This is a genomic window from Microvirga sp. GCM10011540 (assembly GCF_042650665.1).
In the GTDB taxonomy this organism is placed as follows: Bacteria; Pseudomonadota; Alphaproteobacteria; order Rhizobiales; family Beijerinckiaceae; genus Microvirga; species Microvirga lenta.
Genome location: NZ_JBHSBQ010000144.1, coordinates 73,816 through 98,656, shown reverse-complemented (window position 1 = coordinate 98,656; position 24,841 = coordinate 73,816). Strand labels below are relative to the sequence as shown.

The following is a 24,841-nucleotide window of genomic DNA, read 5'->3' as shown; positions in this document are numbered from 1 at the left end:
GCGGCCCCCTCAGCGATTGGGTTCCGTCCGGACTGCCCCCGCGCCCCGATGCGGAGGAACGCGGCGTTCAGAAGCCTCGCCCTGAGGAGGACCGTCAGGTCCGTCTCGGAGGGCAAGGCGTCTCCAGCGTGCCCTGGATCCTCCTTCGAAACCCCGCTTCCGCGGCGCCTCAGATGAGGATCGGGCATGGTCGTGCATCGCGGCGGGCCGGATTTCAAATGCCTGCGCCGTTCTCGAAATGCCAGGCGTGCCGGTCCCAGTATTCCGCCTCCTCGCGCTCGATCCGCTCGAGATGCGCGGCCAGTTCGTCCCGAAGCTCGTGGATCGTGCGTGTGGGCTTTTCGGGAGAGGCGTCGTGCCCCGGCTCGAGCGGGGCGGCCGGGATCTTCGCCGGCGTGAGAGCGCCGAGGGCGCGGGTGAGGCTGGCAAGCGGCTGGAGCGAGCGCCGTGTCAGCTCGACATCCTGCTCCTCCAGGGCTTCGACGTGGCGGGCGGTGAGCTTCCAGAGTTTCTCGGTGGTCTTGTCCCGGTGGCGGGCGATGCGGGCGGGAAGGGCGGCCCCGGGCGGGCGGCGCCATTCGCCGTCCGTCGCGTAGCGCGAGATGGTGGAGGGCGACACGCCCAGTTCCGCACCGATGCGCTTGTAGGATTTCGTCGTGCCCTCCACGAGTTCGCGCAGCTGCGTCACGCGGGCGGGCGAGAGCTTCTCGCGCAGCTCCGGGCTTTTCGCGGCGGTTGCATTCCTCCGCGAAACGGCCGGGGAGGGAACCGCGAGAGGCGCCGAAAGGAGCGGATCTTCAGTCGGCTTGGGCAATGTGTCAGGTTCGGTCATGGGCAAGGAATGAAATATGATCAGGGGAGTACAAAACATGAACATAATAGCGTGGCGGGAGGCCTGGTCAAGCTTCGGTTGCAGCGATGGCCATGTGCTGGCTTGCGGTTGTGGATAACATCCGATGCTTCCCGCATCCCGCTCCTGCCCCATGGATATGCCGCAGGGGCAGGGTGCCTTGGAACGGCGTTCCAAGGCGTTGCAGGGAATTCCAAGGGATTCCAGGGCCGTTGCTGGAACGTTTCATCAGCGTTCCAGCCGAAACCGATGACATTTCATCATTTGTGCTGATGCATGATCCGGCGTAGATCGGAGGCTCGCAACAAGGTCGCCTTCATGTCCCACGCCACTGCCCTCCAGAGCTCCGCGCCGGCCCCGGCCCGGTTCGACGGCACCACCTTCGGCCTCTACGTCGCCACCGTCCTGCTCTGGGGCGTGAGCTGGATCGGCATGAAGGCGCAGGTGGGCGTGGTGGCGCCGGAGATGTCGGTGCTGTGGCGCTTCGTTCTCGCCGCCCTGGTCATGTGGGGCTGGGTGCTCGCCACCGGAAAGCCGGTGCGCTTCTCGGGCGCCGATCACCTGCGCTTCGCGGTGCTCGGGTGCTGCCTGTTCTCGTTCAACTTCATCTGCTTCTATTACGGCGCGATCCCGATCCCGTCGGGCCTTCTCTCCGTGGTGTTCTCGCTCGCCTCGATCTTCAACCTGGTGCTGGGCTTCGTCCTCTTCCGCCAGAAGGTGGAGCCGCGGGTGGCCCTGGGCGGCGCGATCGGATTTGCCGGAATCGGCCTTCTGTTCTGGCCGGAGATCACGGGGGCGGGCTTCAACGCCGCCGCCCTGTGGGGCCTGGGATTGTGCGTCGTCGGCACCCTGTTCTTCTGCTCGGGCAACATGATGTCGACGGTGGTGCAGCGCCGGGGCGTGCCGCTGCTCTCGGCCAATGCCTGGGGCATGACCTACGGCACGCTGGTGCTCCTCGGGCTGAACCTCGTTCGCGGCAACGCCTTCATCATCGAGCCTACGGTGAGATACGTGGGCTCCCTGGTCTATCTCGCCGTCGGCGCCTCGGTGCTGGCCTTCGCGTGCTACCTCACCCTGCTGCGGCGCCTCGGCGCGGCGCGGGCGGGCTACGCGACGGTGCTGTTCCCCATCATCGCGCTCGCCGTTTCGACCGCCATCGAGGGCTATGCCTGGACGCCGCTGGCGGTTCTCGGCGTGGTGCTGGCGCTGACCGGCAACGTGCTGGTGCTGCGCCGGCCGGCCGCCAAGGCCTGAAGCCCTATTCCGCCGCCGCCGGAACCACGGTGCGGGTGGCGCCGAGATTGTCCAGCGACTGCTTGATGTGGAAGCACAGGGCATCCGCCAGCGGGCTCTCCTCGCCGCGGGCGCGGATCAGGCCGATCTTGCACGAGGGCAGGGCGGGGAAGCCGTCCGAGGGGCCGAGGATGCGCATGCCGGGCCGCACGGCGCTCTCCGGCAGGACCGACACCGCCAGCCCCGACAGAACCGCCGCGCCGACCGCGGTGGAATGCCAGCTCACATAGGCGATGCGGAAGGCGCGGCCCGCGCTCTCCAGCGCCTCGGTGGCCGAGTGGCGCCAGTCGCAGTTGGGCCGGCCGAGCGCCAGGGGAATCGGGATTTCCTCGTGCACCCCGTGGCGGGCGGAGGTGACCCACAGGAGCTGCTCGATGCGCACGATCTCCGAGGGGCCGCGCCGGTCCACATGGGTGATGATGGCGAGGTCCAGGTCGCCGTGCTGGATGCGCTCGATCAGGTTGTGCGTGGGCTCGCACATCACCGTCACCTCGGCCTTTGGGTTCGAGCGCGAGAAACGCGCCAGGATCTCCGGCAGGTAGCGGTCGGCGTAGTCGTCCGGCAGCCCGAGGCGCACGCGGCCGCTGAGCTCGTTCTCGTTGAAGGAGGCCATGCATTCCGCATTCAGGCGCACGATCCGGCGGGCGTAGTCGAGCAGGCGCTCGCCCTCCTCGGTGAGCTTCGACAGGCGCCCGTCGCGCTCAAAGATCGGGCGTCCGACCCGGTCCTCCAGGCGCTTCATCTGCATGGAGACGGCGCTCTGCGTCTTGTGCACGATTTCCGCGGCCCGGGTGAACGAGCCGGTATCCGCAATGGCCACGAAGGTCCGCAGCTGGTCGATGTCGAGAAGGTGCATGGGATCAGCCTCATCATCAATGACTTTGATGATACATATCTTAAACAATCGTTTCAAGTTATGAGATGATCAAGCTACACTAAAAATACAAACTGAAAAATTCTACTTATATTTCAATTAGTTAAGTGGAATTCTCGGCTTGGAACGTTTCTGCAACATCCCTGGAACGCCCCTGGAACGGGCTTGCAACACCCTGGAACGCTCGCTGCCGTTCCAGGGCGGTCACGTGATGCAGCGCGAGGAGAAATCCCCATGGCCAAGACCATCGGTTCCACCACATCCTTCTCCGGGCGCGTCCTCGTCCAGTGGATCTCCCGCGCCGTCGGCAACCTCGTCAAGAACGTGCGGCACCGCCAGGAGATCAAGGCGCTGACGGATCTCGACGACCGGCTCCTGAAGGATATCGGCCTCACCCGGGACGACGTGCAGGGCGCATTGTCGAAGTCGCTGCTCCGCAACCCGTCCGTGGTTCTGGTTCAATCCATGGAGCGGCAGGCTCGGTCCGAACGGCCGAAGCCTTCACGCCGACCTGTGGTGCCGACGGTGACGCGTCCCGAGCAGGCCTGCGCCTGAGGCTATTTTTCAGGAGGCTTCGAAGCATCCTCGAAAATTGACTGGAGGGACGCGAGATACTGCCTCTGCATATCGCGTCCCTTCTCCATCATGTCGTCCCACGGCGCGGCCGATGGCGCCGGGTCCGGTGGGGGAGGGGCCGGCTGCTGCATGAAACCGGCCATCATCTCCTCGAACGGGTTGGCGGCCGGCTTCTTCTCCGGCGTCGCCGCATTCATCCAGATCGCCCAGAGCTGCGCCCACGGATCGGCCGGGTTTTCTCTCCCTTGCTGCTGCGGCGTGGCGGCGGCCTGAAAGGCGCGGCCCTGATGCGCCATCCACTGATACATCCCGCCCGCGAGAATCCCGGTCATGAGGGGCAGGATCTGCTGCATGGTCTCCACGCTCACGCCGACATAGTCGGCGGCCTGGTGCGCCACCCGGCGGGTCACGTCGTCGGAGCCGAAGAGCTGGTCGAGCAGCCGTCTTCCCTCCTGCTGCGCCTGGGCGGAGAAGGATTGCCCCGCGCCCTGCCAGAAATTCTGGTAGGCGTTGCTCATCATCGTCTGCATGAGCCGGCTGGGATCGTTGGGCGAGGCCGCATGCTGCAGTCCCATGGCGAAGGCCGGCAGCAGGGCCGCCATGGCTCTCTGAGTCTGATCGCCCGAGAGGTGATATTGCCGCGCCAGCATGTCGAAGCCCGCACTCGTCTGGGCCTGGCGCATCAGATCGAACCAGTTGAACATCGCAGGCTCCTTCCCGGCGCTCGCCCCGGCCTTGCCGATTACAAGGGCCGGCCAGCTTGCCTCTCCAGACGTCGGATTGTCCAGAACGCAGTGACGATGGCCGCAATCCCGAATGCGATGGAGCCGAGGCCGATGCCCACCAGGGCGCCGATGGGCCCCCCGATCTCGGCGCCGAAATAGGCGAAGGGGATCATGCCCAAGGTCGCGCGGCCCCAGTTGAAGAACGTCGAGAACAGGGGAAAGCCGAGATTGTTGAACGAGGCGTTCGCCACGAAGACGAGACCGACGAAATACCAGATGAATCCGCTGAGCACGCAGAAATACTGGACGATTTCGGCGGTCAGCTCCTCGGCATGGAAGGCTTGGGTGATCGGTACGCGCACGAGGTAGAGGAGAAGCCACACGCAACCGACATAGACGGTCATGAAGGTGAGCGAGTCCTTCAGCGTCTGCCGCATTCTGTCGTAGCGATGCGCGCCCCAGTTCTGGCCCAGTACCGGGCCGATCGCCCCGGCCAGGGCGAACAGGCCGCCGAAGGCGACGGGCGTCACCCGATCGATGATGGCCGATGCTGCGATGGCCTGGTCGCCGAAGCGGGCCATGATGCTCGTGAAGAAGGCGTTCGCCACGGGGGCCGCGATATTGGTCAGGATGGCCGGCACGGCGATGGCGAAGAAAGGCTTCGTATCGGCCATGATGCTCCTCACCTGCGGCTTTGCGATCAGGTTGTGGAATCGGGTGACATAGCCGTAGGCGACAGCGATATAGACCACCCGCGCGATGCCGAGGGTGAGCGCTGCGCCATTAGCCTTGAGCCCGAGGCCGAAGATCAGGATCGGATCGAGCACGACCGTGACGGCCGCGACCGAAAGCGTGGCATACATACTGCGCTTGGCATCGCCGGCTGCGCGCAGGACGGTCGAGAGGGCCATGCCGATGGCCATCAGCACGTTGGTGGGCAGCACGATCCAGAGAAAGCCGTGGGCGACGCGATAGGTCAGGTCGGTCGCTCCGAGAAGCTTCAGGACCCACGGGAGCAGCGGCAGGGCGACCGCGCTGACGACGGCGGCGACGACGGCCATGAGAACGGTGCAGGACGAGGCCAGCCGGCAGGCGTCCTCCCGGCGCCTCGCCCCCAGGGCGCGCGACACGAGCGCGCCGATGGGGATCATCAGCCCCACATTGATCGATATGGTGAAGAACATGACCACGGTGGCAAGGCCGACGCCCGCCGTCAGACTCGGATCCCCCAACCACGAGATGTAGAGAAGAGAAACGAGATCGACGACGAAGATCGCGATCAGGCCCGCCGTCCCGGTTCCCGTCATAACGAGAACGTGGCGCATGGTGGAGCCTGCGACGAAGCGAGGGAGCGCCGCCTGATCGTCCGCGGTTTTCCCCGCAGGGGAGGCGTCCATCAGAAGACTCCTTCGCCGAGAATGTCTCTCGTTTCCTCGCTGAGCGCGCGAGCCTTCCCGGCGGGAGCCAGGAGAGGCTCGGGGGCGATCTTGGCCCCGACGACGAGCTCCGCGCCGCCCATCGCGCCACTGGCCTTCTGCAGGACGAGCCGGGCGATGTCGCGCTTGCGAATGTCATCGGCGGTTCCCGCGGCGATCTCGGGCGGCGTCCCGAGCTCTTCGAGGGCGGCCCGGCCGAAGGCAATCGCGGATTCGAAGACTTCCCTGACCTGGTAGTCGACGTCGTGCTTCATCAGCTCGACCGCATGGATGCGGTCGTAGGCGCGCACGAAGCTGCGGGCATTCCCGAAATTCTCGTGGATGATCTCGACGATCTTGAGCGTCACCTCAGGGTCGTCCGTGCAGACGCAGATCATTTCCGCCTTCTCGGCTCCCGCCGCGCGCAGCACGTCGAGGCGCGCGCCGTCCCCGTAATAGACCTTGAGGCCGAAACGGCCCGCATCGCGGATGCGTTCCACATCCTTGTCGATGACGGTTGCCGGAACACCTTGGCCCAGAAGAACCTGATTCACGATCTGCCCGAAGCGGCCGAAGCCGATCACGAGGACGCGGCTCTCGAACTCGCCTTCATGCCCCTGCGGGTCCGCCAGCCCGGGCACGGCCTCGCCGCCGCGCCTTTCCAGCACTTTCTCGACCAGGGTCGAAACGATGGGGCCGAGCAGCATGGTGACGGCGGCCAGGGCCGTCACGAGCTGCGCCTCCTCCGGTTCCATGAGGCCAAGCCCCGCCGCGACGGGGAGGAGCACGAAGGCGAATTCGCCCGCCGGGCAGAGCAGAACGCCCGACCGCAGGCCGTCGCGCCAAGTGGCGCCGAACAGCCTCGACAGGACGGCGATGATGAACGTCTTGGCGAGGATCACCGTCGGAGCCGCGATCGCCAGCAGAACCCATTGCCGGCCGACGAGGGCGAGATCGATGGTCATGCCGACGCTGATGAAGAACAGGCCCAGCAGCATGCCCCGGAACGGCTCGATATCCGCCTCGAGCTGGTGGCGGAAGTTCGACTCGGCCAGGAGAAGCCCGGCCAGAAAGGCGCCCATCGCCATCGACAGGCCGACTTCCTCCATGAGCAGGGCCGCGCCCAGCACGACGAGGAGGGCGGAGGCGGTCATCACCTCGCGGGCGCCGCTGCGCGCGAGCACGCGGAAGAACGGGTTCAGCCCGTAGCGGCCGATCAGCACGACTGCCGCGATGGCGGCGACGGCCTCGGCCAGGGCGAACAGGCGGTCGGAGAGGCTTTCATGCTGGACCTCGCCGGCGCCGGAGGCCAGGAGGGGCAGGAGCGCCAGGATCGGCACGACCGAGATGTCCTGGAAGAGCAGGATCGCGAAGGAGCGCTGGCCGTAGGGCGTCTGAAGATCGTTGCGTTCGCCCAGCATCTGCAGCGCGATGGCGGTTGCGGAGAGCGCGACCGCGATGCCGGTGGCAAAGGCGGCATGGGGCGAGAAGCCGATATAGAGCGCCGCGCCTCCCAGGCAGAGCGCGGTGATCGCCAGCTGCGCGAAGCCGAGCCCCAGGATGTCCCTCTTCATCGACCAGAGATGGGAAAGCTTGAGCTCGAGCCCGATGATGAACAGGAGAAGCACGACCCCGAGTTCCGCGACCGTGACCAGGGTCTGAGGATCCCCTACCAGTGCCAGGCCCGAAGGGCCGATGACGACCCCCGCGGCGAGATAGCCGAGGACGGCGCTCAGGCCCAGGAGCCTGAACAGGGGGACAGCCACCGCCGCAGCCCCGCAGAAGGTCAGAATGGGTGGGAGAAAGCTGACGTGGGAGGCTGCGTTTGCCATCGGTCATCGGGAGGTGCGACTTGACGCTTCCTTTCTAGGGAGTCTTTTCCGGAAGAGCGAGCGTTTCTTGCAGGCGGCATCGGCCGCGAATAAGCGTCGCTCCCGCTTGACAGGAGGGCTCTGCTCTCGCCACATCGCCGCATCATGACCAAGCCGCCTCTCGATATTCTTCTTTGCGCACCGCGCGGGTTCTGCGCCGGTGTCGTGCGTGCCATCGATGCCGTCGAGAAGGCGCTGTCGATCTATGGCGCGCCGGTCTTCGTCCGCCATGAGATCGTTCACAACAAGTACGTGGTGGAAAACCTGAAGCGTAAGGGAGCCGTCTTCGTTCGGGAACTCGACGAGATCCCGGACGGCGACGCCCCAGTGATCTTCTCGGCCCACGGCGTTCCCAAATCGGTTCCCGAATCGGCGCTGGCCCGCAGGCTGTTCGCCATCGACGCCACCTGCCCGTTGGTCACCAAGGTCCACCGGGAGGCCCAGGTCCATCACAAGCGCGGCCAGCACATCATCCTGATCGGCCATGCGGGGCATCCGGAGGTCGTCGGCACCATGGGGCAGCTGCCCGAGGGCGCCGCGACCCTGGTCGAGACCGTCGACGACATCGCCCGCCTCCAGCCCGCCGACGAGAACAACCTGGCCTTCGTCACCCAGACGACCCTGTCGGTCGACGACACCCAGGACATGGTGGATGCCCTGAAGGCGCGGTTCCCCTCCATCGTGGGACCCCACAAGGAGGACATCTGCTACGCCACCACCAACCGCCAGGGCGCGGTCAAGAGGGTGGCGCCTTCCGTGGACGCGATGATCGTGGTCGGCTCGCCGAATTCCTCGAACTCGCAGCGTCTGCGCGAGGTGGCCGAGCGGGAGGGATGCCCGCTGGTGCGCCTCATCCTGCGGGCCGAGGACATCGACTGGAGCCTGTTCGGCAACATCCGGAGCCTGGGCATCACGGCGGGGGCCTCGGCTCCCGAAATTCTGGTGGAGGAGATCATCGACGCCTTCGCCCAGCGTTACGAAGTGTCGGTGGAAAGCGTTTCGACGGCGGACGAGAGCGTCTTCTTTCCTCTGCCTCGCGAGCTTCGCGAGCACGCGGCGGAGTAAAGAGTGGCTGTCTATACCGAAGTGAACGACGAGGAGCTGTCCGCTTTCCTCGCCACCTACGACATCGGCACCGTCCTGTCCTACAAGGGCATCGCCGAGGGCGTGGAGAACACCAATTATTTCCTGCATACGACGGCGGGTTCCTACATCCTGACCCTCTACGAGAAGCGGGTGCGGGAGGCGGATCTGCCGTTCTTCCTGGCGCTCATGCAGCATCTGGCCCGCAAGGGCCTGAACTGCCCGCTGCCCGTGGTCAACCGCCAGGGCGAGTCCCTCGGCCGGGTGGCGGGGCGGCCCGCGGTCATCATCACCTTCCTCGACGGCATCGCGATCCGCCGCCCCACGGCGCAGCACTGCGCCGCCCTGGGGGGAGCCCTGGCCAAGCTGCATCTGGCGGGCGAGGATTTCGGGATGACCCGGCCCAACGCCCTGTCCCTGGACGGGTGGGCGCCGCTCTTCGCGCAGGCCGAGGCGCAGGCGGATACGGTCTCGGACCGGCTCGCCGAGCGGACCCGGCGCGAGCTCGACTATCTGACGGGCGCATGGCCGGGCGGGCTTCCCACCGGCATCATCCATGCGGACCTGTTCACCGACAACGTGTTCTTCATCGGTCCCGAGGTCTCGGGGCTGATCGACTTCTACTTTGCCTGCACGGATGCCTTCGCCTATGACGTCGCAATCTGCCTCAATGCCTGGTGCTTCGAGGCCGACGGATCCTACAACCTGACCAAGGGGCGCGCCCTGCTGGCGGGCTACCGGGCGGTGCGTCCGCTGGAGCCGGCCGAGATCGAGGCCCTGCCGATCCTCTGCCGCGGCTCGGCCCTGCGCTTCATGCTGACCCGCCTCGTGGACTGGCTCAACGTGCCGCCCGGGGCGCTGGTGAAGCCTAAGGATCCGCTGGAATACGACCGTAAGCTCAATTTCCACCGCCATGTCCGCCATGCGCGGGAATACGGGCTCGACGCATGAGCGGGGCAGAGCGCGTGGTGATCTATACGGACGGCGCCTGCTCGGGCAATCCGGGCCCGGGCGGCTGGGCCGCCATCCTGTCCTTCAAGGGAAGCGAGAAGGAAATCTCCGGTGGAGAGGCGTTCACGACCAACAACCGCATGGAGATCCGTGCGGCCATCGAAGGGCTGAACGCCCTCAAGCGCCCCTGCACGGTCGAACTCTTCACGGACTCGCAGTATGTGCGCCAGGGCATCACGGCCTGGATGCACAACTGGAAGCGGCGCGGCTGGCGCACCGCCGACAACAAGCCGGTGAAGAACGAGGATCTGTGGCGTGCCCTCGACGAGGCGGCGTCCCGCCATCAGGTCTCGTGGCACTGGGTGAAGGGCCACGCGGACGACCCGATCAACATCCGGGTCGACGAACTCGCCGTCGCGGCCATGCGGCCGTTCAAGAAGGGCAATTGCGGTGCCCCGAAGCCGTCGCTCGCATCCGACTGAGCGACGGCCATCCTGCATGAACATCCTGCATGAAAATGCCGGATCAGAGGTCCTTGAGCAGGTTCTCCGCGCCGGAGACCTGGGCCTTCGAGGGGGCGTCCTCCACGTTCAGCGCCTTCACCACGCCGTCCTCGACGAGCATGGAATAGCGCTGGGAGCGCATGCCGAGGCCGAAGCCGGTGCCGTCCATGGAGAGGCCGAGAGCCTTGGCGAAGTCGCCGTTGCCGTCCGCCACGAACTCGATCCCGTCCGCGCCGCTCGATTTCGCCCACGCATCCATCACGAACACGTCGTTGACCGAGGTCACGAGAATGGCGTCGACGCCCTTCGCCATGATCTCGTCCTTCTTCTCCACGTAACCTGGAAGGTGGTTGCGGTGGCAGGTCGGCGTGAAAGCGCCCGGCACGGCCACGAGAACGACCTTGCGGCCCTTGAAGAGATCGTCCGTGGTCTTGGCCACGGGCCCGTCCGGCGTCATCACGCGGAACGTGGCCTGGGGCAGACTTTCTCCAATCTGAATTGTCATAGGCAGTTCTCCAACACTGTGCCGAGGGGCTGCCTTCTCACTAGCGTGGCTGTTGCCCGGCGTCGAGGCTCACTTGCGTCTCGACCGCCTTCCCGCCGGCCACCAGGGTGAGCCGGACCGGAACGGGGCCGGAGGCCTCCTTCGGCCTGTCCTCCACCGTCACCGTGACGCGGTTGGCGTCGTCGGGCTCCGAGGCCGAAAGATACCAGTTCTCGGGGGCCTCCGGGAAAAGGGCGGGCTTGATTCCCGTGGGAGCCCGGACCGTCACCCGAAAGGTGGGCTGGTCCTGCGCGACCCGCTCGATGCTCTCCACCGCGATCTCGCCCTTGGCTCCCAGGGCCTGAGGCCGCGGCACCTCCGCCAGCGCCTTGGCGATGTCCGCCTGATGCGGGCCTTTGCCGGAGAGCGTGGCCTTCATCTCCGCATGGGCGGGAATGCAGATGTCCTTGCAGATGCCGTAATCGGCGGAAAGGGCGAGCGTGACGGGCTTGCCCGCCTCCTTGGGCGTCACCAGGACCGGCAGGACGACCGAATCCTCGTAGACGTAGGAGACGCCACCCGGATCCTCGTGGCGGGAGGGGGCCGGCCAGCGGATCTCCACGTCGGCGACGTTCTCCGAGCCCGCCCAGTCGAAGCGCGGCGGCAATCCGGAATCGCCGGGCGTCCTCCAATAGGTCTTGTAGCCCGAATCCAGGGCGATCTCGATGCCCGCCAGGTGACGGCCGCCTTCGGTCTCGCCGGAAATCAGGCGCGCCCGGGAGTGCAGACCCTGAACCCATGAGGACGATGCCGGGGGCTGGGCGAAAGCCGGAAAAACGGCCAAGATCAAAAAAATGGCCGCTGGAACGGTACGTAACATGATTGGCATGGAACTGACGCCCTCCTGACGCGCTTCCCTTATGCGGTTTATCCTCGGGCATGCCATCCACGATCCTGTGATCGGGCTGCGGGCCTGGCAAGGCAGAAGTCGAGATATGATACAGTCCACTACCTTCAATGCCCGTTCCAGCTACCTCGATGGCCAGTTGCTGGTGGCCATGCCGGGAATGACGGACGAGCGCTTCTCAAGGGCTGTCATCTATGTCTGCGCCCATTCGGCCGAAGGGGCGATGGGCATCATGCTCAACAGGCCTGCCGCCAACGTCAACGTTCCCGATCTCCTGGTTCAGCTCGAAATCATCCCCGACATGGAGCGCATCCGCCTGCCGGAGAAGGTCGGCCAGATGCAGGTGCTCATGGGCGGACCCGTCGAGACGAGCCGCGGCTTCGTGCTCCACTCGCCCGATTACCACATCGCCCAGTCCACCCTGCCCATCGACGATAGCGTCTGCCTGACCGCCACCGTGGACATCCTGCGGGCCATTGCTCGGGGGGACGGCCCCGAGAACGCCGTGCTGGCGCTCGGCTATGCGGGGTGGGGCGCGGGGCAGCTCGAACTGGAAATCCAGTCCAATGGCTGGCTCAACTGTCCGGCCGATGCGGAGCTGATCTTCAAGACTTCGGTCGATACCCGCTACGAGATGGCCCTGCGCAAGATCGGCATCGAGCCAGCCATGCTCTCCATGCAGGCCGGCCACGCCTGAGGTTCTCGCCCCTTAAGCCGCTTCCGGCGCCGCGCCGACGAGTTGGCGCGCCTGCAGCATGGACATGGGCTCCCCGAAGACGGGACCCTGCGCATATTCGCAGCCGAGCTGGTAGAGCTCGATGGCTTCCGATTCCGTCTCCGCGCCCTCCGCCACGATCTCCATGCCGAGTTCGTGCGCCATCTTGACGATCGACCGCAGGATCACGGGCTTGCCTCCCGCCATCTGGCGCACGAAGGACTCGTCCACCTTGATCGTGTCGAAGGGGAAGCGCAGCAGGTAGGAAAGGGCGGAATATCCCGTGCCGAAGTCGTCGAGGGAGAGGCCGGCGCCCAGATCCCTGAGGCGGGTCAGCATCTGGGCCGAGTATTCCGGATTCTCCATGACCAGGCTCTCGGTCATCTCGATCTTCAGGGAGCCCGGAAGAACGCCCGTGCGGGTGATAACCGCCTTCACGTCCTGCAGGAGATCGTGCCGCAGGAGGAGATGGCTGGACATGTTGACCGAGGCGAAGATCGGCGGATCGACCTCCAGGGCGTTCTGCCACGCCGCCAGCTCCCGAGCCGTCTGCTCGAGAAGGAAGAAGCTGAGATTGACGATGAGCCCCGTCTCCTCCGCGATCGACAGGAAGTCCTCCGGCCCCATCCGGCCTAGCCGCGGGTGATCCCAGCGCAGCATCGATTCGAAGCCCGCGATGGTGCGGTCCTCCAGGCGGACGATGGGCTTGAAGAGCACCTTCATCTCGTTGCGGTCGAGCGCCCGGCCCAGGTCGGTCTGCATGGTGAAGCGGTCGCTGCGATCCGAGCGCATGGTCGGGCGGAAGACCTCGATCCGGTCGCCGCCGTGGCGCTTGGCATGAGCCATCGCGATTTCGGCGTTCCGAAGCACCTCCTCGCGCCGCGCGGTGATCTGCGGATCGTGCAGTGCGATGCCGATGGAGGCCGTGAGGAAGATTTCGCGCTCCGCATAGGTCACGGCCGTCGTCACCGTGCGCCGGACCATGTCGGCGAAGGCGATGATGCGGTCAGGCTCCCGCTCCGAGAGCAGGATCATGGCGAATTCGTCGCCGGCGATCCGCGCCAGGGTGTCCTGCGGCTTGAGCAGCCGCCCGAGCCGCCGGGACAGGGTGAGAAGAATGGAATCCCCCGCCGCGTAGCCCACGGCCTCGTTGATGTTCTTGAGCTTGTCGACGTCGATGACGAGCACCGTCGGGCGTAAGGAATCGTCCTGGCTCGCGAAGGTGAGGGCAGCCTCCAGACGATCGTAGAAGAGCTGCCGGTTCGGCAGTCTCGTCAGGTTGTCGTGCACCGCATCGTAGAGCAGGCGCTCCTCGGCCGTCTTCGAGTCGGTGACGTCCGCAAGGGTGCCGACGATGCGGAGCACCTCGCCGTCAGACCCGATCACCGGCCGGGCCTTGAGGCGGAACCAATGGTACGTGCCGGAGGCGGAGCGCAGGCGGAAGTCCTGGCACAGGCGACCGCGCCGCTGCTCGATGACCGCATCCAGACACGCCATGTAGCGGTCCTTGTCGAACGGATGGATCAGGTCGAGCCATGCGGAGGCGGGACCCTCCAGGGAGCCGCGCTTGAGCCCCAGATGATGCTCCACCTCGGGGCTGACGAAGATCTTGTCGGACGCGACGTCCCAGTCGAACACCACGTCGCCGGCGCCTTCGAGCGCCAGGGCCCGGCGCTCGGTATCGTTGACGAAGCCCTGCCCGAACGCGCCGCCCGCGAAGGCGTGCTGCATGACCGTGAAGCCGATCAGCATGACGATGAGCACGAGACCGCCGACGAGGGCCGGGGGCACGAGATCGGAGGGGAGCTGCCCCATCACCGTGAAGCTCGCTGCCACCACCCAGGCGATGAGAAGGAGCCAGGTCGGCACGAGCATCACGGCCCGGTCGTAACCGTGCGTCGCCAGATGAATGACGAGCACGAAGCCGATGGCCGCCACCGCTGCAATGGAAATGCGCGCCACCCCCGACGCCACCGGGGGATCGATGATGGCAAGGCCGATCAGGGCGCCCAGGAAGACGAGCCAGAACGCCGTCACATGGCTGTAGCGCACATGCCAGCGGTTGAGGTTGAGATAGGCGAAGAGGAAGACCAGAAGCGTGGCGGCGAGCACTGCTTCCGCACCGGCACGGTAGATCTGCTCGGTGGTCTCCGCGATGGGGAAGACGCGCTGGAAGAAGCCGAAATCGATGCAGGCATAGGCCAGGACCGCCCAGGCCAGCGCCGCCGCTGCCGGGAAGATCAGGGCGCCCTTCACCACGAAGATGATGGTCAGGAACAGGGCGAGCAGGCCCGCGATGCCGATGATGATGCCCTTGTAGAGGGTGAGTCCGTTGACCCGCTCCTTGTAGGCGTCGGCATCCCACAGATGGAGCTGCGGCAGCTCGGTCGAGCGCAGCTCGGCGACGAAGGTCACCGTGGTGCCGGGATCGAGGGTGATCAGGAAGATGTCCGCATCCGCGCTGTCCTCGCGGTCGGGCCGGATGCCCTGGCTCGCGGTGATCGCCGCGATCCGCGACGAGCCGAGATCGGGCCAGATCACGCCCGATCCGGTGAGCCGGAAATGGGGCGCGACGAGAAGGCGGTCCACCTGCTCGTCCGTGTCGTTGGTGAGCGCGAACACGATCCAGTCGGGACGCGTGCCCGCTTCGCGCGCCTTCACGGCGATACGGCGCACGATGCCGTCACGGCCGGGGGCCGTGGAAATGCGGATCTCGTCCCCGTCCGAGCGATAGCGCTCGATCATCGGGGTGAGATCGACAGCCTTGGTTTTCGGGTCCACGCGCACGGACTCGACGGCCTGGCCGTCCGCAGTCCAGGCGAGACACAGGAATGTCGCCAAAAGGAAGGTTATGGCGAAAGAAACGATCCGCAACGCTTCGGTCTTTCGTCCGGTACGACAACAATGGAACAGAATTGGTACCGGTCAGGAGGCTCGAGGGCAAGGCGAAGTCGAGGCTCGGCCCGAATTGTCCGCAAGACTCAGGTGGGTTTGTGCCAGCGGCCATGGGGCCACTTTGCGGCGGGATTGAGGAGCGGCAAGCGTGACCTTGGGGAAGGCTGCGCGGCCGAAAAGCGTCAGCCGCGGAGACCCGCGGCGATGCGCTCCAGGGAGGGCAGGCGCCTGATGGGGCCGATTGCCGCGACGGTCGGGGCGCCCTGCAGCAGGCGCTGTCCCGCCTGGCGGACATGGTCCGCCGTCAGGGCGTCGACCTTCAGCACGATCTCGTCGCTCGGCACCACGCGACCCCACGAGAGGAGCTGGCGCGCGATGCGCTCGATGCGCCCGCCGGGAGTCTCCAGTGCGGTCAGGAGCGCCACCTTCATCTGCGCCTTGGCGCGGGTCATCTCGATGTCGCTGATGTCCTGCGTCGCCTGGCGCATGGTGTCGAGGGTGACGGTCATGAGCTCGGCCACGTCCGATCCCGCGGTTCCGGCTCCGATGCCGAAGAGGCCGGTATCGGAGAAGGGCCAGTGGAAGGAATCGATGGAATAGGCGAGCCCCCGGCTCTCCCGTACCTCGTGCCAGAGGCGCGAGGTCAGGCCGCCGCCGAGGATGTGGGCGAAGAGATGGGCGGCGTAATAGCCGGGATCCTTGAAGGACAGGCCGGGCAGCCCGAGAACGATGTTGGCCTGTTCGAGCTTGCGCGAAATGCGCCGCTCGCCGCCCGAATAATGACCGGCTTCGGGCTCTCGGACCTCGACGGCCGGCATGGCGCCGAACAGGCGCTCCGCCGCCTCGACGATGCGGGCGTGGTCCACGTTGCCGGCGGCCGCCAGCACCATCTTGCCCGGCGCGTATTCCCGCGCCAGGAAGGTGCGGATGGTCTCCTCGTCGAAGCTCTTGATCGTGTCCGGCGTGCCGAGGATCGGGCGGCCGAGGGGCTGCCCGGCATAGGCCGTTTCCATGAAGGCGTCGTAGACGAGGTCGTCCGGCGTATCCTCGACGGCGGCGTATTCCTGCAGGATGACGCCCTTCTCGCGGGCGAGCTCCAGGGAATCGAAGACCGAGTTGATGAGGATGTCGCCGAGCACGTCGAGGGCCACATCGACGTTCTCGCCCAGCACCCGCGCGGTGTAGCTGGTATATTCGACGCTGGTGGCGGCGTTGATGTCGCCGCCCACGTTCTCGATGTCCTCCGCGATCTGGCGGGCCGAACGGCGGGTCGTCCCCTTGAACGCCATATGCTCGATCAGATGCGACAGGCCGTGCTCGTGCGCCATCTCGTGACGCGAGCCGGTGCCGACCCAGATGCCGAGGGTCGCGGTCGCGATCTCGGGCATCCGCTCGGTGGCGATGGTCAGGCCGTTGGCGAGCTGGGTAATGTCGATCCGCTTCTCGCGGACGAAGTGATGATTCATGCGGCAACGCCTTTGACGGCTCGGGCGCGTTCGCGGATGAAACGCTCGACCGCACCCTGATCGTTGGGAAGCACCGTGAAGCTCTCCTTCCGCTCCATGAGATCCGCCATGTGCGGCGGGAGGGCGGGGCGGATGCCGGTGGCGCGCTCGACCGCATCGGGGAACTTGGCCGGATGCGCCGTGGAAAGGGCGACGACGGGAATGTCGGGCCGGTCCCGCAGCAGCGCGCGGCCGGCGCGGGTCCCGACCGCCGTGTGCGGATCGAGCACGTAATCCGTGGACTTGTAGGTTTCTGCCATCTCCGCCGCAACCGCGGACTCGTCCACGGCCAGGGCCGAGAACTCCTCGCGGATGCGGGCGAGGGGCTCCGCATCGACCAGGAAGGCCTTGGACTGGAAAAGGTTCGCCATCAGGCGCCGGATCGCGCCCGCGTCGCGGCCGTAGGCCTCGAACAGCAGCCGCTCGAAATTGGACGAGATCTGGATGTCCATGGAGGGCGAGGCGGTGGGCTGCACGCCCTTGATCTCGTAGGCGCCGGACTGAAGCGTGCGGGCCAGGATGTCGTTGGCGTTGGTGCCGATCATCAGGCGCTCGATGGGCAGGCCCATGCGCTTGGCGACCCAGCCGGCGAGAATGTCGCCGAAATTACCCGTCGGGACCGAGAAGGAAACCGGACGATGGGGTGCGCCGAGGCTCACGGCGGCGGTGAAGTAATAGACCGCCTGTGCGGCGACGCGGGCCCAGTTGATGGAGTTCACGCCGGACAGCTGAAGCTCGTCGCGGAAGCGGGCATGGTTGAACATGCCCTTCACCATGGACTGGCAGTCGTCGAAGGTGCCCTCTACCGCAAGCGCGTGGACGTTGGGCGAGGCGACGGTCGTCATCTGCCGCCGCTGCACGTCGGAGACGCGGCCATGCGGGTAGAGAATGAAGATGTCGACCTGTTCCAGCCCCTTGAAGGCTTCGACCGCCGCGCTTCCCGTATCGCCCGAGGTGGCGCCCACGATGGTGGCGCGGGCGCCGCGGGCCTTCAGGACATGGTCCATGAGGCGGCCGAGGAGCTGCATCGCCACGTCCTTGAAGGCGAGGGTCGGGCCGTGGAAGAGCTCGAGCGCGAAGAGGTTGTCGCCGATCTGGTTGAGCGGGCACACCGCCGCGTGACGGAAGGTGGCGTAGGCCTCCTCGATCATGCGGTCGAGATCGGCCTTCGGGATGTCGCCGTCCACGAGCGGGTTCAGGACCGCCTTGGCCACCTCCGCATAGGGCTGGCCGGCAAAGCCCCGGATCGTGTCGGCCGAAAGGCTCGGCCAGGATTGCGGCATGTAGAGGCCGCCGTCCCGGGCGAGGCCGGCCAGAAGGGCATCGGAAAAGCCGAGCGCCGGGGCTTCCCCCCGGGTCGAGACGTGGAGCACGGTCGATCTCCTGAAATTTGGCCGGACATTAGGAGCCGCGGCGGGCGACGGCAAGCTGCATGGGGCCGCAGGGCTCATGGTTTTACCCTCCCCATGGCATAGGCATCCACATAGGCGCCGTCTCGGAACGCATAGGCGCGGTGCGTGCCCTCGATCACGAAGCCGCAGCGCTCGTAGAGGGCGATGGCCGGGACGTTGTCCACATAGACCGTGAGCTCGATCCGCCTCAGGTCGAGCCAGTTGTCGGCGATGCTCAGCAGTTCCCGCAGGAGCTTCGTGCCGATGCCGCGGCCGCACCAATCGTCGTGGACCCCCATGCCGATCCCTGCGGCGTGGGCGCGCCTGCCCTGAAAGCGGCTGAGGCCGCCATTGCCGACGATGCGATCCTCATGCACGGCCACGAGGCCGATATCGCCGGGGGGCCGGTTTTCAATCCATTCCCGGGTCTCCTCGGGCGTCTGGTGCGGCAGGCGCAGCGTGCCGAACCGGTAGCCGGGCAGGCACGAAAGCGCGGCGATCTGATCGCTGTCGCCGGGGCGGGTGGCCCTGATCACGATGGAATCGGGGCTGGGCGGTTCGGCAGGGGGAGGGGGCTGGTCCATGTCGCTCTCCTGGGAAAAGGCGGAGGCGAACGGAAGCTTCAAGCCCTGCTCGACTCCGCAGGGCTTGGGGGAATGTTCACGCTCTCAGATGCGCAAAGCCGATCCCGCACGCCCTGCCAGGCGCGTCATGAGATGGGTTGCGGTCATAAGGGCGAACATGGGCCACATGGTATAGGCTTTCGGTCCTGAAGCCAAGCTGCCGCCGACCATCCGAGGTGAGCCGATGCGAATGACACGAATCGATTGGGTTCTGCTGCCGTTCCTGGTGGCCGTGCTGGCCGGCGTCGCCCTCGGCGCGTTCCTGCTCGCAGGCTTTCTGGGGCTGGGGTTCTCGGTCTCGTCATCGGCGTCATGGCCCAGCGCATCGAGCTGGAGAAGGACGGCGCGGTGAGCAACTACATGACGACCTCGCTCTATGCCCAGCAGCTCAGGGCGCAGGAGAGCATGAGTCGGGCCGAGAGGGCGGAGCGCCGCGCCGAGGCGCAACGGCTCCTCAAGGGGCTGTTCGTCGCCAAGGTGGTCAGCGCCGGGCTGATCATCCTGGGTTTCGGCTTCTTCGTCCTATTTCAGCTCGCCTGAGCCCGGGGGCCTGAGGCGCTGCCAGGCAAAGGCGATGAAGACGCCGACGAGGGTGAGCGCGATCCCGTACCAGGTGACGGCGTATTGGAGATGGTTGTTGGGGAGCTCGAGGCGGATCTGCCCGCCCTTAGGCCACTCGCCGGGATTGGGGGTGGCGTCGGCCTCCACGTAGAAGGGCGCGACCTGCTCCAGGCCATGCGCCCGGGCGATGGAGGCCGGGTCGCGGGCGAACCAGCGATTGCCCGCCGGGTCGTCCTCCGGGGTGAAGGGGTTGCGCTCCTCGGGCGCGCGCACGAGGCCGGTGACGGTCACCTCTCCCTCGGGCTGGCTCTGGGGGCGCGTGGCGGGATCGCGAAGCTCGGTCGGGACGAAGCCGCGATTGACCATGACGATGGCGCCGTCCTGCAGCCGGAGCGGCGTCATCAGGTAATAGCCCTGGACCGGTGCGCCCCGCTGGGCGGGCGCGAGGCCGTAGACCGGCGCCTCGAACCGGTGCAGGAAGGTGCCCGTCACCCGAACCCGCCGGAACTCGTCGTCCTGCGCGCGCCAGGTGCTCCAGTCGGACGGGGGAACGATGGCGCCGGGCTCTCCATGGGAGCGGGCCTCGATCTGGGCGATCAGGCTTTCCTTCCAGGCCTTGCGCTGGAGCTGCCAGGTGCCGAGGCCGATCAGAATCGCGAAGGCGACGAGGGCCGCGATGCCCGGGAGGATCAGGGAGCGCGCGCTTCGGGGGGCGGCAGGGCTGGTCACTTCTGAATGCGCCCTTCCTCGGCCTTGTGGTGATATTGCAGGGCGATGAGGATGCCCTTGGAAGGCCGCACCAGCAGGAGGCTCAGGATGCCGCTGAGGGCGAACCACATGACCAGGTGGAGCCAGATCGGCGGCTCGTAGGCGAACTCGACCCACAGTGCCAGCGCCACCACCACGATGCCCACGATGGACATGACGAAGAAGGCCGGACCGTCGCCCGAATCGGCGAAGGCGAAATCGAGGCCGCAGACCTCGCAGGAGGGGCGCACCGACAGGAAGCCCTTGAACAGATGTCCCTTGCCGCAGCGGGGGCAAAGCCCTTTGAGGCCGGTGGCGATGGGGGAAGGGGCCGAAGGATCCTGGGCCACGATTTCTAACCTTCCTGAAGAGCCTCCCGGTCCGGGAAGCGAATGCCTGACAGATGGTGCCGCAGCCCTGAAAAGCGAAGGGCGGCCCGAAGCCGCCCCCCGTCTCTCGTCTGCTGCCGGAGCGGCCTTAGTGACCCGCGCCGGTTCCGCCGAAGCCCCACACGTAGATGGCGGCGAAGAGGAAGAGCCAGACCACGTCGACGAAGTGCCAGTACCAGGCCGCGAACTCGAAGCCGAGATGCTGCTTCGGCGTGAAGTCGCCGCGATAGGCGCGCAGCAGGCACACCGCCAGGAAGATCGTGCCGATGATCACGTGGGCGCCGTGGAAGCCCGTCGCCATGAAGAAGGTGGCGCCGTAGATGTTGCCCGAGAACCCGAAGGTGGCGTGGCTGTACTCGTAGGCCTGCACGAACGAGAACACGATGCCGAGGAGGACCGTCAGCCAGAGGCCGGCCTTGAGGCCCTTGCGGTCGTTCTCGAGCAGGGCATGGTGCGCCCAGGTGACCGTCGTGCCCGAGGTGAGCAGGATCAGGGTGTTCAGGAGCGGCAGGTGCCACGGATCGAAGGTTTCGATGCCGCGGGGCGGCCACACGCCGCCGAGCGCCTCGACGCGGGCGTACTGCATCGGGTCGTTCGGATAGAGGGCGGCGTCGAAATAGGCCCAGAACCACGCCACGAAGAACATCACCTCGGAGGCGATGAACATGATCATGCCGTAGCGGTGGTGCAGCTGGACCACCCGGGTATGGGCGCCCGTATTGGCCTCGCGGACCACGTCGCTCCACCAGCTGATCATGGTGTAGATCACGCCGATGATGCCCGCGCCGAAGATGTAGGCGCCGATGTCCATCCCCGCGATGGCGATGTCCTTCCACCACGTGACGAAGCCGGACGCCATCAGGAAGGCGCTGACCGAACCGATGAGCGGCCACGGGCTCGGGTCGATAATGTGGTAGTCGTGGTTCTTGGCGTGGGCCTCGGCCATTTCGTGTCGTCTCCGTGCCTCGAAGGTGTGCTCGCTTTAAGACGTTTCCGTCTAGCTTGTCACGTGCATTATTGAACGATGGGTTTCGGTGATGTCGCGACCTCCGCCACCGGCTGCCCCCCCTTGGAGGGGAAGTAGGTGTAGGAAAGCGTGATGGAGCTGAGATCCTTGATGTCCCGGTCCTGGACCAGTCGCGGATCGATGTAGAACACGACCGCCGACTCGATGGTCTCGCCCGGCTGCAGCGTCTGCTCGGTGAAGCAGAAGCATTCCAGCTTCGAGAAATAGGTGCCCGCGAGGTCCGGCTGGACGTTGTAGGTGGCGATGCCGGTGCTCGGCTTGTCGCCGGTATTCGTGACCTTGTAGTAGACCGTCGTGGTCTCGCCGAGCTTGACCTTGACCTCGGGGGTCTCGGGGGCGAAGCGCCAGTTCAGGCCGGGGGAGACATTGGCGTCGAAGCGCACGGCGATCGTCCGGTCCGCGACGGCCGAGGTGTTGTCGGCGCGCACGACGGGAGTGCCGCCGAAGCCGGTCACCTTACAGAAGAGGTCGTAGAGAGGCACGGAGGCGTAGGCGAGCCCGACCATGCCGAAGGCGACGCCCAGGCAGGCTAAGGCCGTGCGGCGCATCTTCCGTTGAAGCTGGAGCTGTTCGGACATGGCATCGCCTCACATGGGCCGCTGCAGGATCTGCGGCCCGATCTTCACGATCGTCACGACATAGAAGAGCGCCACGAGGGCGCCGAGCGTCAGCGCGAGGGCCAGAGAGCGCTTGCGGCGGCGCTTCTGCTCCTCGGGGGTCAGGCGGGGGGGAGGGGGCCTGTCAGCCATGGGTTCACCCGAAGACCGGCCTGAAGAAGCCGAGGCCATGCTCCGCGAGAAGGGTCGCGAAGAGCAGGAAGAGATAGAGAATGGAAAAGCCGAAGAGCTGCTGGGCGACGCGCATGGCCGCCTCGCCCTGACGCAGGCGGTAGACCTGGAAGGCCAGGGCCAGCATGCCGACGCCGCCAACCGTGCCGATGATCGCATAGGCCAGGCCGCCGAAGCCGAAGGCGACGGGAGCAAGGCCCAGGGGCGCCAGCAGGAGCGTATAGGCCAGGATCTGCCGGCGGGTGGAATCGGGTCCGGCCACGTTGGGCATCATCGGAATGCCCGCCCGCTCGTAGTCGCCGGATTTCACCAGCGCCAGGGCCCAGAAATGGGGCGGCGTCCAGATGAAGATGATGGCGAAGAGAATGATGCTCTCCCAGCCCACATGGCCGGCCACGGCAGCCTGGGCCACCACCGGAGGGAGCGCGCCCGCCGCGCCGCCGATGACGATGTTCTGCGGCGTGGAGCGCTTCAGCCACATGGAATAGACGACGACGTAGAAGAAGATCGTGAAGGCGAGCAGTCCCGCCGCGAGCCAGTTGCTGACCAGGCCGAGCACGATCACCGAGCCGGCGGACAGGGTCAGGCCGAAGGCCAGAGCCTCGCCCGGTTGGATCTTGCCGGCCGGGATGGGCCGCTTGCGGGTGCGGGTCATGACCGCGTCGATATCCGCGTCCCACCACATGTTGAGGCAGCCCGAGGCGCCGCCGCCGACCGCGATCATCAGAAGCGACGCGAAGGCCACGACGGGATGAACGTCCGGATGGACGACGACCATGCCCACGAGCGCCGTGAACACGACCAGAAACATCACCCGCGGCTTGAGCAGGGCGAAGAAGTCCGACACGTCGCCCTGGGAGACGCCCGCGGTGGCGAGGCTCTCGGTAGCGTTGTCGGTCAGGCTGTTTGATGCGGTGGTCATCACGGTCAACTCTTGAAACGCAGGGGCAAGGCCCGAAGCCTTCCGATAGCCAACTCCTCGCCGAAGGGCTTTATATAGCAAGCCCTCGGGGGAGGAGCGGGCGGCATGATGCCGCCCGGCCCTCGATCTTAGTGGCCCGTCTCGACGATGCGAGGCAGGGTCTCGAACTGGTGGAACGGAGGCGGCGAGGGCAGCGTCCATTCCAGGGTCGTGGCGCCTTCGCCCCACGGGTTGCCGGCAGCCTTCTCCTTGCGGACGAGCGCGTAGACGACGCCGAAGATGAAGACGAACAAGCCCAGGAAGAAGATGTAGGCGCCGATGGACGAAACCAGGTTCCAGCCGGCGAAGGCATCCGGGTAATCCGCATAGCGGCGCGGCATGCCGGAGAGGCCCAGGAAGTGCATCGGGAAGAACAGCACGTTGGCCCCGATGAACGAGATCCAGAAGTGCAGCCGGCCGATCCAGTCGGGCAGCATGTAGCCGGTGATCTTCGGGAACCAGTAGTAGACGCCCGCGAAGATCACGAACACGGCGCCGAGCGACAGCACGTAGTGGAAGTGCGCCACCACGTAGTAGGTGTCGTGCATGTAGCGGTCGACGGGGGCGTTCGCCAGAACGACGCCGGTGACGCCGCCCACGGTGAACAGGAACACGAAGCCCACCGCCCACTGCATGGCCGCGTTGAACTTGATCGAGCCGCCCCACATGGTCGCGATCCAGGAGAAGACCTTCACGCCCGTGGGCACCGCGATCACCATCGTGGCGAACACGAAGTAGGCCTGGGTCTGGAGCGACAGGCCGACCGTGAACATGTGGTGCGCCCACACGACGAAGCCGACCACGCCGATCGCCACCATGGCGTAGGCCATGCCGAGATAGCCGAAGATCGGCTTCTTGGAGAAGGTGGAGATGATGTGGGACACGATGCCGAAGGCCGGCAGGATCATGATGTACACTTCGGGGTGGCCGAAGAACCAGAACAGGTGCTGGTAGAGGACCGGATCGCCGCCGCCCGACGGATCGAAGAACGTCGTGCCGAAGTTACGGTCCGTCAGCAGCATCGTGATCGCGCCGGCGAGCACCGGAAGCGACAGGAGCAGCAGGAAGGCGGTCACCAGCATCGACCAGGCGAAGAGCGGCATCTTGTGCAGCGTCATGCCCGGAGCGCGCATGTTGAGGATGGTGGTGATGAAGTTGATCGCGCCCAGGATCGAGGCCGCGCCCGCAAGGTGGAGCGACAGGATGCCGAAATCGAGCGCCGGGCCGGGGTGGCCTGCGGTCGAAAGGGGCGGATACACGGTCCAGCCGCCGCCGAAGCCGAGCGAGCCCGGGGCGCCCTCGACGAAGAGGGAGCACAGCAGCAGCGCGAAGGCCGAGACGGTGAGCCAGAACGAGATGTTGTTCATCCGCGGGAAGGCCATGTCCGGCGCGCCGATCATCAGCGGCACGAACCAGTTGCCGAAGCCGCCGATGAGGGTGGGCATCACCAGGAAGAACACCATGATGAGGCCGTGGCCGGTCACGAAGACGTTGTAGGTCTGCGGATTGGCGAAATACTGCAGGCCCGGCTCCTGGAGCTCCAGGCGCATGCCGATGGAGAGCAGGCCGCCAATGATGCCCGCCGTGAAGCCGAAGATGAGGTAGAGAGTGCCGATATCCTTGTGGTTGGTGGAATAGAACCACCGGCGCCAGAAGGACGGATGATCGTGGTGATCCGCGTGAGCGGCATCAACTGCATGTGCCATG

At 66.2% G+C, this 24,841-nt stretch carries 26 protein-coding genes; 8 read left to right on the top strand and 18 right to left on the bottom strand.

What is annotated here, in order from left to right:
• Positions 1–214: 214 nt before the first annotated feature.
• On the bottom strand, positions 215–832 hold the full coding sequence (locus ACFOYU_RS25665; RefSeq protein WP_377035724.1) for a hypothetical protein: 618 nt from the start codon (positions 830–832) through the stop codon (positions 215–217).
• A 294-nt stretch (positions 833–1,126) separates the two neighbouring features.
• Here ACFOYU_RS25665 and ACFOYU_RS25660 point away from each other — a divergent pair, with 294 nt between their 5' ends.
• Positions 1,127–2,104 carry a DMT family transporter gene (locus tag ACFOYU_RS25660; protein WP_226739636.1) on the top strand — a complete coding sequence of 326 codons (978 nt, stop codon included), beginning with the start codon at positions 1,127–1,129 and terminating at the stop codon, positions 2,102–2,104.
• 4 nt (positions 2,105–2,108) lie between these two features.
• Here ACFOYU_RS25660 and ACFOYU_RS25655 read toward each other — a convergent pair whose 3' ends face one another.
• A complete protein-coding gene (locus ACFOYU_RS25655; RefSeq protein WP_377035723.1) occupies positions 2,109–2,999 on the bottom strand; it encodes a LysR substrate-binding domain-containing protein in 891 nt (296 codons plus the stop codon).
• A 252-nt stretch (positions 3,000–3,251) separates the two neighbouring features.
• On the opposite strand from ACFOYU_RS25655, the gene ACFOYU_RS25650 reads away from it, so the two are divergent.
• Positions 3,252–3,572, top strand: coding sequence for a DUF1127 domain-containing protein (locus ACFOYU_RS25650; RefSeq protein WP_226739632.1), 321 nt, complete (start codon positions 3,252–3,254; stop codon positions 3,570–3,572).
• A gap of 2 nt (positions 3,573–3,574) precedes the next feature.
• Here ACFOYU_RS25650 and ACFOYU_RS25645 read toward each other — a convergent pair whose 3' ends face one another.
• The 3 genes from ACFOYU_RS25645 to ACFOYU_RS25635 are packed head-to-tail and all read right to left on the bottom strand — an operon-like array spanning position 3,575 to position 7,565.
• Positions 3,575–4,297: a DUF937 domain-containing protein gene (locus tag ACFOYU_RS25645; RefSeq protein ID WP_377035722.1), complete on the bottom strand. Its 723-nt coding sequence runs from the start codon at positions 4,295–4,297 to the stop codon at positions 3,575–3,577.
• Between the two features lie 38 nt (positions 4,298–4,335).
• On the bottom strand, positions 4,336–5,715 hold the full coding sequence (locus ACFOYU_RS25640; protein WP_377035721.1) for an MATE family efflux transporter: 1,380 nt from the start codon (positions 5,713–5,715) through the stop codon (positions 4,336–4,338).
• Positions 5,715–7,565 (bottom strand): monovalent cation:proton antiporter-2 (CPA2) family protein, encoded by a 1,851-nt coding sequence (locus ACFOYU_RS25635; protein WP_377035720.1) that lies wholly within the window; start codon positions 7,563–7,565, stop codon positions 5,715–5,717. Before ACFOYU_RS25635 ends, ACFOYU_RS25640 begins: the two co-directional genes overlap by 1 nt.
• A gap of 144 nt (positions 7,566–7,709) precedes the next feature.
• Here ACFOYU_RS25635 and ispH point away from each other — a divergent pair, with 144 nt between their 5' ends.
• From ispH to rnhA, 3 genes are read left to right on the top strand one after another with little or no spacing between them, the layout of a single operon-like run.
• Entirely contained in the window at positions 7,710–8,669 is a 960-nt protein-coding gene (gene ispH / locus ACFOYU_RS25630; protein WP_377035719.1) for a 4-hydroxy-3-methylbut-2-enyl diphosphate reductase, read from the top strand.
• A gap of 3 nt (positions 8,670–8,672) precedes the next feature.
• Complete coding sequence (locus ACFOYU_RS25625) at positions 8,673–9,638, top strand: homoserine kinase (protein WP_377035718.1); 966 nt, start codon at positions 8,673–8,675, stop codon at positions 9,636–9,638.
• The gene (gene rnhA / locus ACFOYU_RS25620; protein WP_377035717.1) at positions 9,635–10,120 is read left to right on the top strand and encodes a ribonuclease HI; all 486 of its coding nucleotides are present in this window, start codon (positions 9,635–9,637) and stop codon (positions 10,118–10,120) included. Before ACFOYU_RS25625 ends, rnhA begins: the two co-directional genes overlap by 4 nt.
• 43 nt (positions 10,121–10,163) lie before the next feature.
• Here rnhA and ACFOYU_RS25615 read toward each other — a convergent pair whose 3' ends face one another.
• Together ACFOYU_RS25615 and ACFOYU_RS25610 are read right to left on the bottom strand one after the other, a co-directional pair.
• Positions 10,164–10,646 carry a peroxiredoxin gene (locus tag ACFOYU_RS25615; RefSeq protein WP_377035716.1) on the bottom strand — a complete coding sequence of 161 codons (483 nt, stop codon included), beginning with the start codon at positions 10,644–10,646 and terminating at the stop codon, positions 10,164–10,166.
• A 40-nt stretch (positions 10,647–10,686) separates the two neighbouring features.
• Positions 10,687–11,514 (bottom strand): protein-disulfide reductase DsbD domain-containing protein, encoded by an 828-nt coding sequence (locus ACFOYU_RS25610; protein WP_377035715.1) that lies wholly within the window; start codon positions 11,512–11,514, stop codon positions 10,687–10,689.
• A gap of 106 nt (positions 11,515–11,620) precedes the next feature.
• Here ACFOYU_RS25610 and ACFOYU_RS25605 point away from each other — a divergent pair, with 106 nt between their 5' ends.
• A complete protein-coding gene (locus tag ACFOYU_RS25605) occupies positions 11,621–12,229 on the top strand; it encodes a YqgE/AlgH family protein (protein WP_377035714.1) in 609 nt (202 codons plus the stop codon).
• Positions 12,230–12,241: 12 nt separating this feature from the next.
• On the opposite strand, the gene ACFOYU_RS25600 is transcribed toward ACFOYU_RS25605, so the two are convergent.
• The 4 genes from ACFOYU_RS25600 to ACFOYU_RS25585 all read right to left on the bottom strand — a co-directional run bounded on the left by ACFOYU_RS25600 (position 12,242) and on the right by ACFOYU_RS25585 (position 18,622).
• The gene (locus ACFOYU_RS25600; protein WP_377035713.1) at positions 12,242–15,121 is read right to left on the bottom strand and encodes an EAL domain-containing protein; all 2,880 of its coding nucleotides are present in this window, start codon (positions 15,119–15,121) and stop codon (positions 12,242–12,244) included.
• A 203-nt stretch (positions 15,122–15,324) separates the two neighbouring features.
• Positions 15,325–16,608, bottom strand: a complete 1,284-nt coding sequence (locus tag ACFOYU_RS25595; protein WP_377035712.1) for a M16 family metallopeptidase — start codon at positions 16,606–16,608, stop codon at positions 15,325–15,327.
• Entirely contained in the window at positions 16,605–18,020 is a 1,416-nt protein-coding gene (thrC, locus tag ACFOYU_RS25590) for a threonine synthase (protein WP_377035711.1), read from the bottom strand. The genes ACFOYU_RS25595 and thrC overlap by 4 nt, the downstream gene beginning before the upstream one ends.
• A gap of 74 nt (positions 18,021–18,094) precedes the next feature.
• Complete coding sequence (locus ACFOYU_RS25585; RefSeq protein ID WP_377035710.1) at positions 18,095–18,622, bottom strand: GNAT family N-acetyltransferase; 528 nt, start codon at positions 18,620–18,622, stop codon at positions 18,095–18,097.
• Between the two features lie 229 nt (positions 18,623–18,851).
• Here ACFOYU_RS25585 and ACFOYU_RS25580 point away from each other — a divergent pair, with 229 nt between their 5' ends.
• Entirely contained in the window at positions 18,852–19,013 is a 162-nt protein-coding gene (locus tag ACFOYU_RS25580) for a hypothetical protein (RefSeq protein ID WP_377035709.1), read from the top strand.
• A complete protein-coding gene (locus ACFOYU_RS25575) occupies positions 18,974–19,201 on the top strand; it encodes a hypothetical protein (RefSeq protein ID WP_377035708.1) in 228 nt (75 codons plus the stop codon). Before ACFOYU_RS25580 ends, ACFOYU_RS25575 begins: the two co-directional genes overlap by 40 nt.
• Here the strand turns inward: ACFOYU_RS25575 and ACFOYU_RS25570 are convergent.
• From ACFOYU_RS25570 to ctaD, 7 genes are all read right to left on the bottom strand, one after another.
• Positions 19,184–19,951: an SURF1 family protein gene (locus ACFOYU_RS25570; protein WP_377035707.1), complete on the bottom strand. Its 768-nt coding sequence runs from the start codon at positions 19,949–19,951 to the stop codon at positions 19,184–19,186. The two genes, ACFOYU_RS25575 and ACFOYU_RS25570, sit on opposite strands and share 18 nt — an antisense overlap.
• Positions 19,948–20,319 (bottom strand): DUF983 domain-containing protein, encoded by a 372-nt coding sequence (locus ACFOYU_RS25565; protein ID WP_226739600.1) that lies wholly within the window; start codon positions 20,317–20,319, stop codon positions 19,948–19,950. Before ACFOYU_RS25565 ends, ACFOYU_RS25570 begins: the two co-directional genes overlap by 4 nt.
• A 127-nt stretch (positions 20,320–20,446) precedes the next feature.
• Complete coding sequence (locus ACFOYU_RS25560; RefSeq protein WP_226739598.1) at positions 20,447–21,304, bottom strand: cytochrome c oxidase subunit 3; 858 nt, start codon at positions 21,302–21,304, stop codon at positions 20,447–20,449.
• 68 nt (positions 21,305–21,372) lie between these two features.
• The gene (locus ACFOYU_RS25555; RefSeq protein ID WP_226739596.1) at positions 21,373–21,963 is read right to left on the bottom strand and encodes a cytochrome c oxidase assembly protein; all 591 of its coding nucleotides are present in this window, start codon (positions 21,961–21,963) and stop codon (positions 21,373–21,375) included.
• Positions 21,964–21,972: 9 nt separating this feature from the next.
• The gene (locus ACFOYU_RS25550; RefSeq protein ID WP_226739594.1) at positions 21,973–22,134 is read right to left on the bottom strand and encodes a hypothetical protein; all 162 of its coding nucleotides are present in this window, start codon (positions 22,132–22,134) and stop codon (positions 21,973–21,975) included.
• A gap of 4 nt (positions 22,135–22,138) precedes the next feature.
• The gene (locus tag ACFOYU_RS25545; protein ID WP_377035706.1) at positions 22,139–23,095 is read right to left on the bottom strand and encodes a heme o synthase; all 957 of its coding nucleotides are present in this window, start codon (positions 23,093–23,095) and stop codon (positions 22,139–22,141) included.
• 128 nt (positions 23,096–23,223) lie between these two features.
• Complete coding sequence (ctaD, locus tag ACFOYU_RS25540) at positions 23,224–24,840, bottom strand: cytochrome c oxidase subunit I (protein ID WP_226739590.1); 1,617 nt, start codon at positions 24,838–24,840, stop codon at positions 23,224–23,226.
• Position 24,841: the final 1 nt, after the last annotated feature.

Bases quoted from the DNA above. Each gene is read 5' to 3' on its own strand.
- ACFOYU_RS25665 (WP_377035724.1), bottom strand. From the start codon at position 832: ATGACCGAACCTGACACATTGCCCAAGCCGACTGAAGATCCGCTCCTT.
- ACFOYU_RS25660 (WP_226739636.1), top strand. From the start codon at position 1,127: ATGATCCGGCGTAGATCGGAGGCTCGCAACAAGGTCGCCTTCATGTCC.
- ACFOYU_RS25655 (WP_377035723.1), bottom strand. From the start codon at position 2,999: ATGCACCTTCTCGACATCGACCAGCTGCGGACCTTCGTGGCCATTGCG.
- ACFOYU_RS25650 (WP_226739632.1), top strand. From the start codon at position 3,252: ATGGCCAAGACCATCGGTTCCACCACATCCTTCTCCGGGCGCGTCCTC.
- ACFOYU_RS25645 (WP_377035722.1), bottom strand. From the start codon at position 4,297: ATGTTCAACTGGTTCGATCTGATGCGCCAGGCCCAGACGAGTGCGGGC.
- ACFOYU_RS25640 (WP_377035721.1), bottom strand. From the start codon at position 5,715: ATGGACGCCTCCCCTGCGGGGAAAACCGCGGACGATCAGGCGGCGCTC.
- ACFOYU_RS25635 (WP_377035720.1), bottom strand. From the start codon at position 7,565: ATGGCAAACGCAGCCTCCCACGTCAGCTTTCTCCCACCCATTCTGACC.
- ispH (WP_377035719.1), top strand. From the start codon at position 7,710: ATGACCAAGCCGCCTCTCGATATTCTTCTTTGCGCACCGCGCGGGTTC.
- rnhA (WP_377035717.1), top strand. From the start codon at position 9,635: ATGAGCGGGGCAGAGCGCGTGGTGATCTATACGGACGGCGCCTGCTCG.
- ACFOYU_RS25615 (WP_377035716.1), bottom strand. From the start codon at position 10,646: ATGACAATTCAGATTGGAGAAAGTCTGCCCCAGGCCACGTTCCGCGTG.
- ACFOYU_RS25610 (WP_377035715.1), bottom strand. From the start codon at position 11,514: ATGCCAATCATGTTACGTACCGTTCCAGCGGCCATTTTTTTGATCTTG.
- ACFOYU_RS25605 (WP_377035714.1), top strand. From the start codon at position 11,621: ATGATACAGTCCACTACCTTCAATGCCCGTTCCAGCTACCTCGATGGC.
- ACFOYU_RS25595 (WP_377035712.1), bottom strand. From the start codon at position 16,608: ATGAATCATCACTTCGTCCGCGAGAAGCGGATCGACATTACCCAGCTC.
- ACFOYU_RS25585 (WP_377035710.1), bottom strand. From the start codon at position 18,622: ATGGACCAGCCCCCTCCCCCTGCCGAACCGCCCAGCCCCGATTCCATC.
- ACFOYU_RS25580 (WP_377035709.1), top strand. From the start codon at position 18,852: ATGACACGAATCGATTGGGTTCTGCTGCCGTTCCTGGTGGCCGTGCTG.
- ACFOYU_RS25575 (WP_377035708.1), top strand. From the start codon at position 18,974: ATGGCCCAGCGCATCGAGCTGGAGAAGGACGGCGCGGTGAGCAACTAC.
- ACFOYU_RS25560 (WP_226739598.1), bottom strand. From the start codon at position 21,304: ATGGCCGAGGCCCACGCCAAGAACCACGACTACCACATTATCGACCCG.
- ACFOYU_RS25555 (WP_226739596.1), bottom strand. From the start codon at position 21,963: ATGTCCGAACAGCTCCAGCTTCAACGGAAGATGCGCCGCACGGCCTTA.
- ACFOYU_RS25550 (WP_226739594.1), bottom strand. From the start codon at position 22,134: ATGGCTGACAGGCCCCCTCCCCCCCGCCTGACCCCCGAGGAGCAGAAG.
- ACFOYU_RS25545 (WP_377035706.1), bottom strand. From the start codon at position 23,095: ATGACCACCGCATCAAACAGCCTGACCGACAACGCTACCGAGAGCCTC.
- ctaD (WP_226739590.1), bottom strand. From the start codon at position 24,840: ATGGCACATGCAGTTGATGCCGCTCACGCGGATCACCACGATCATCCG.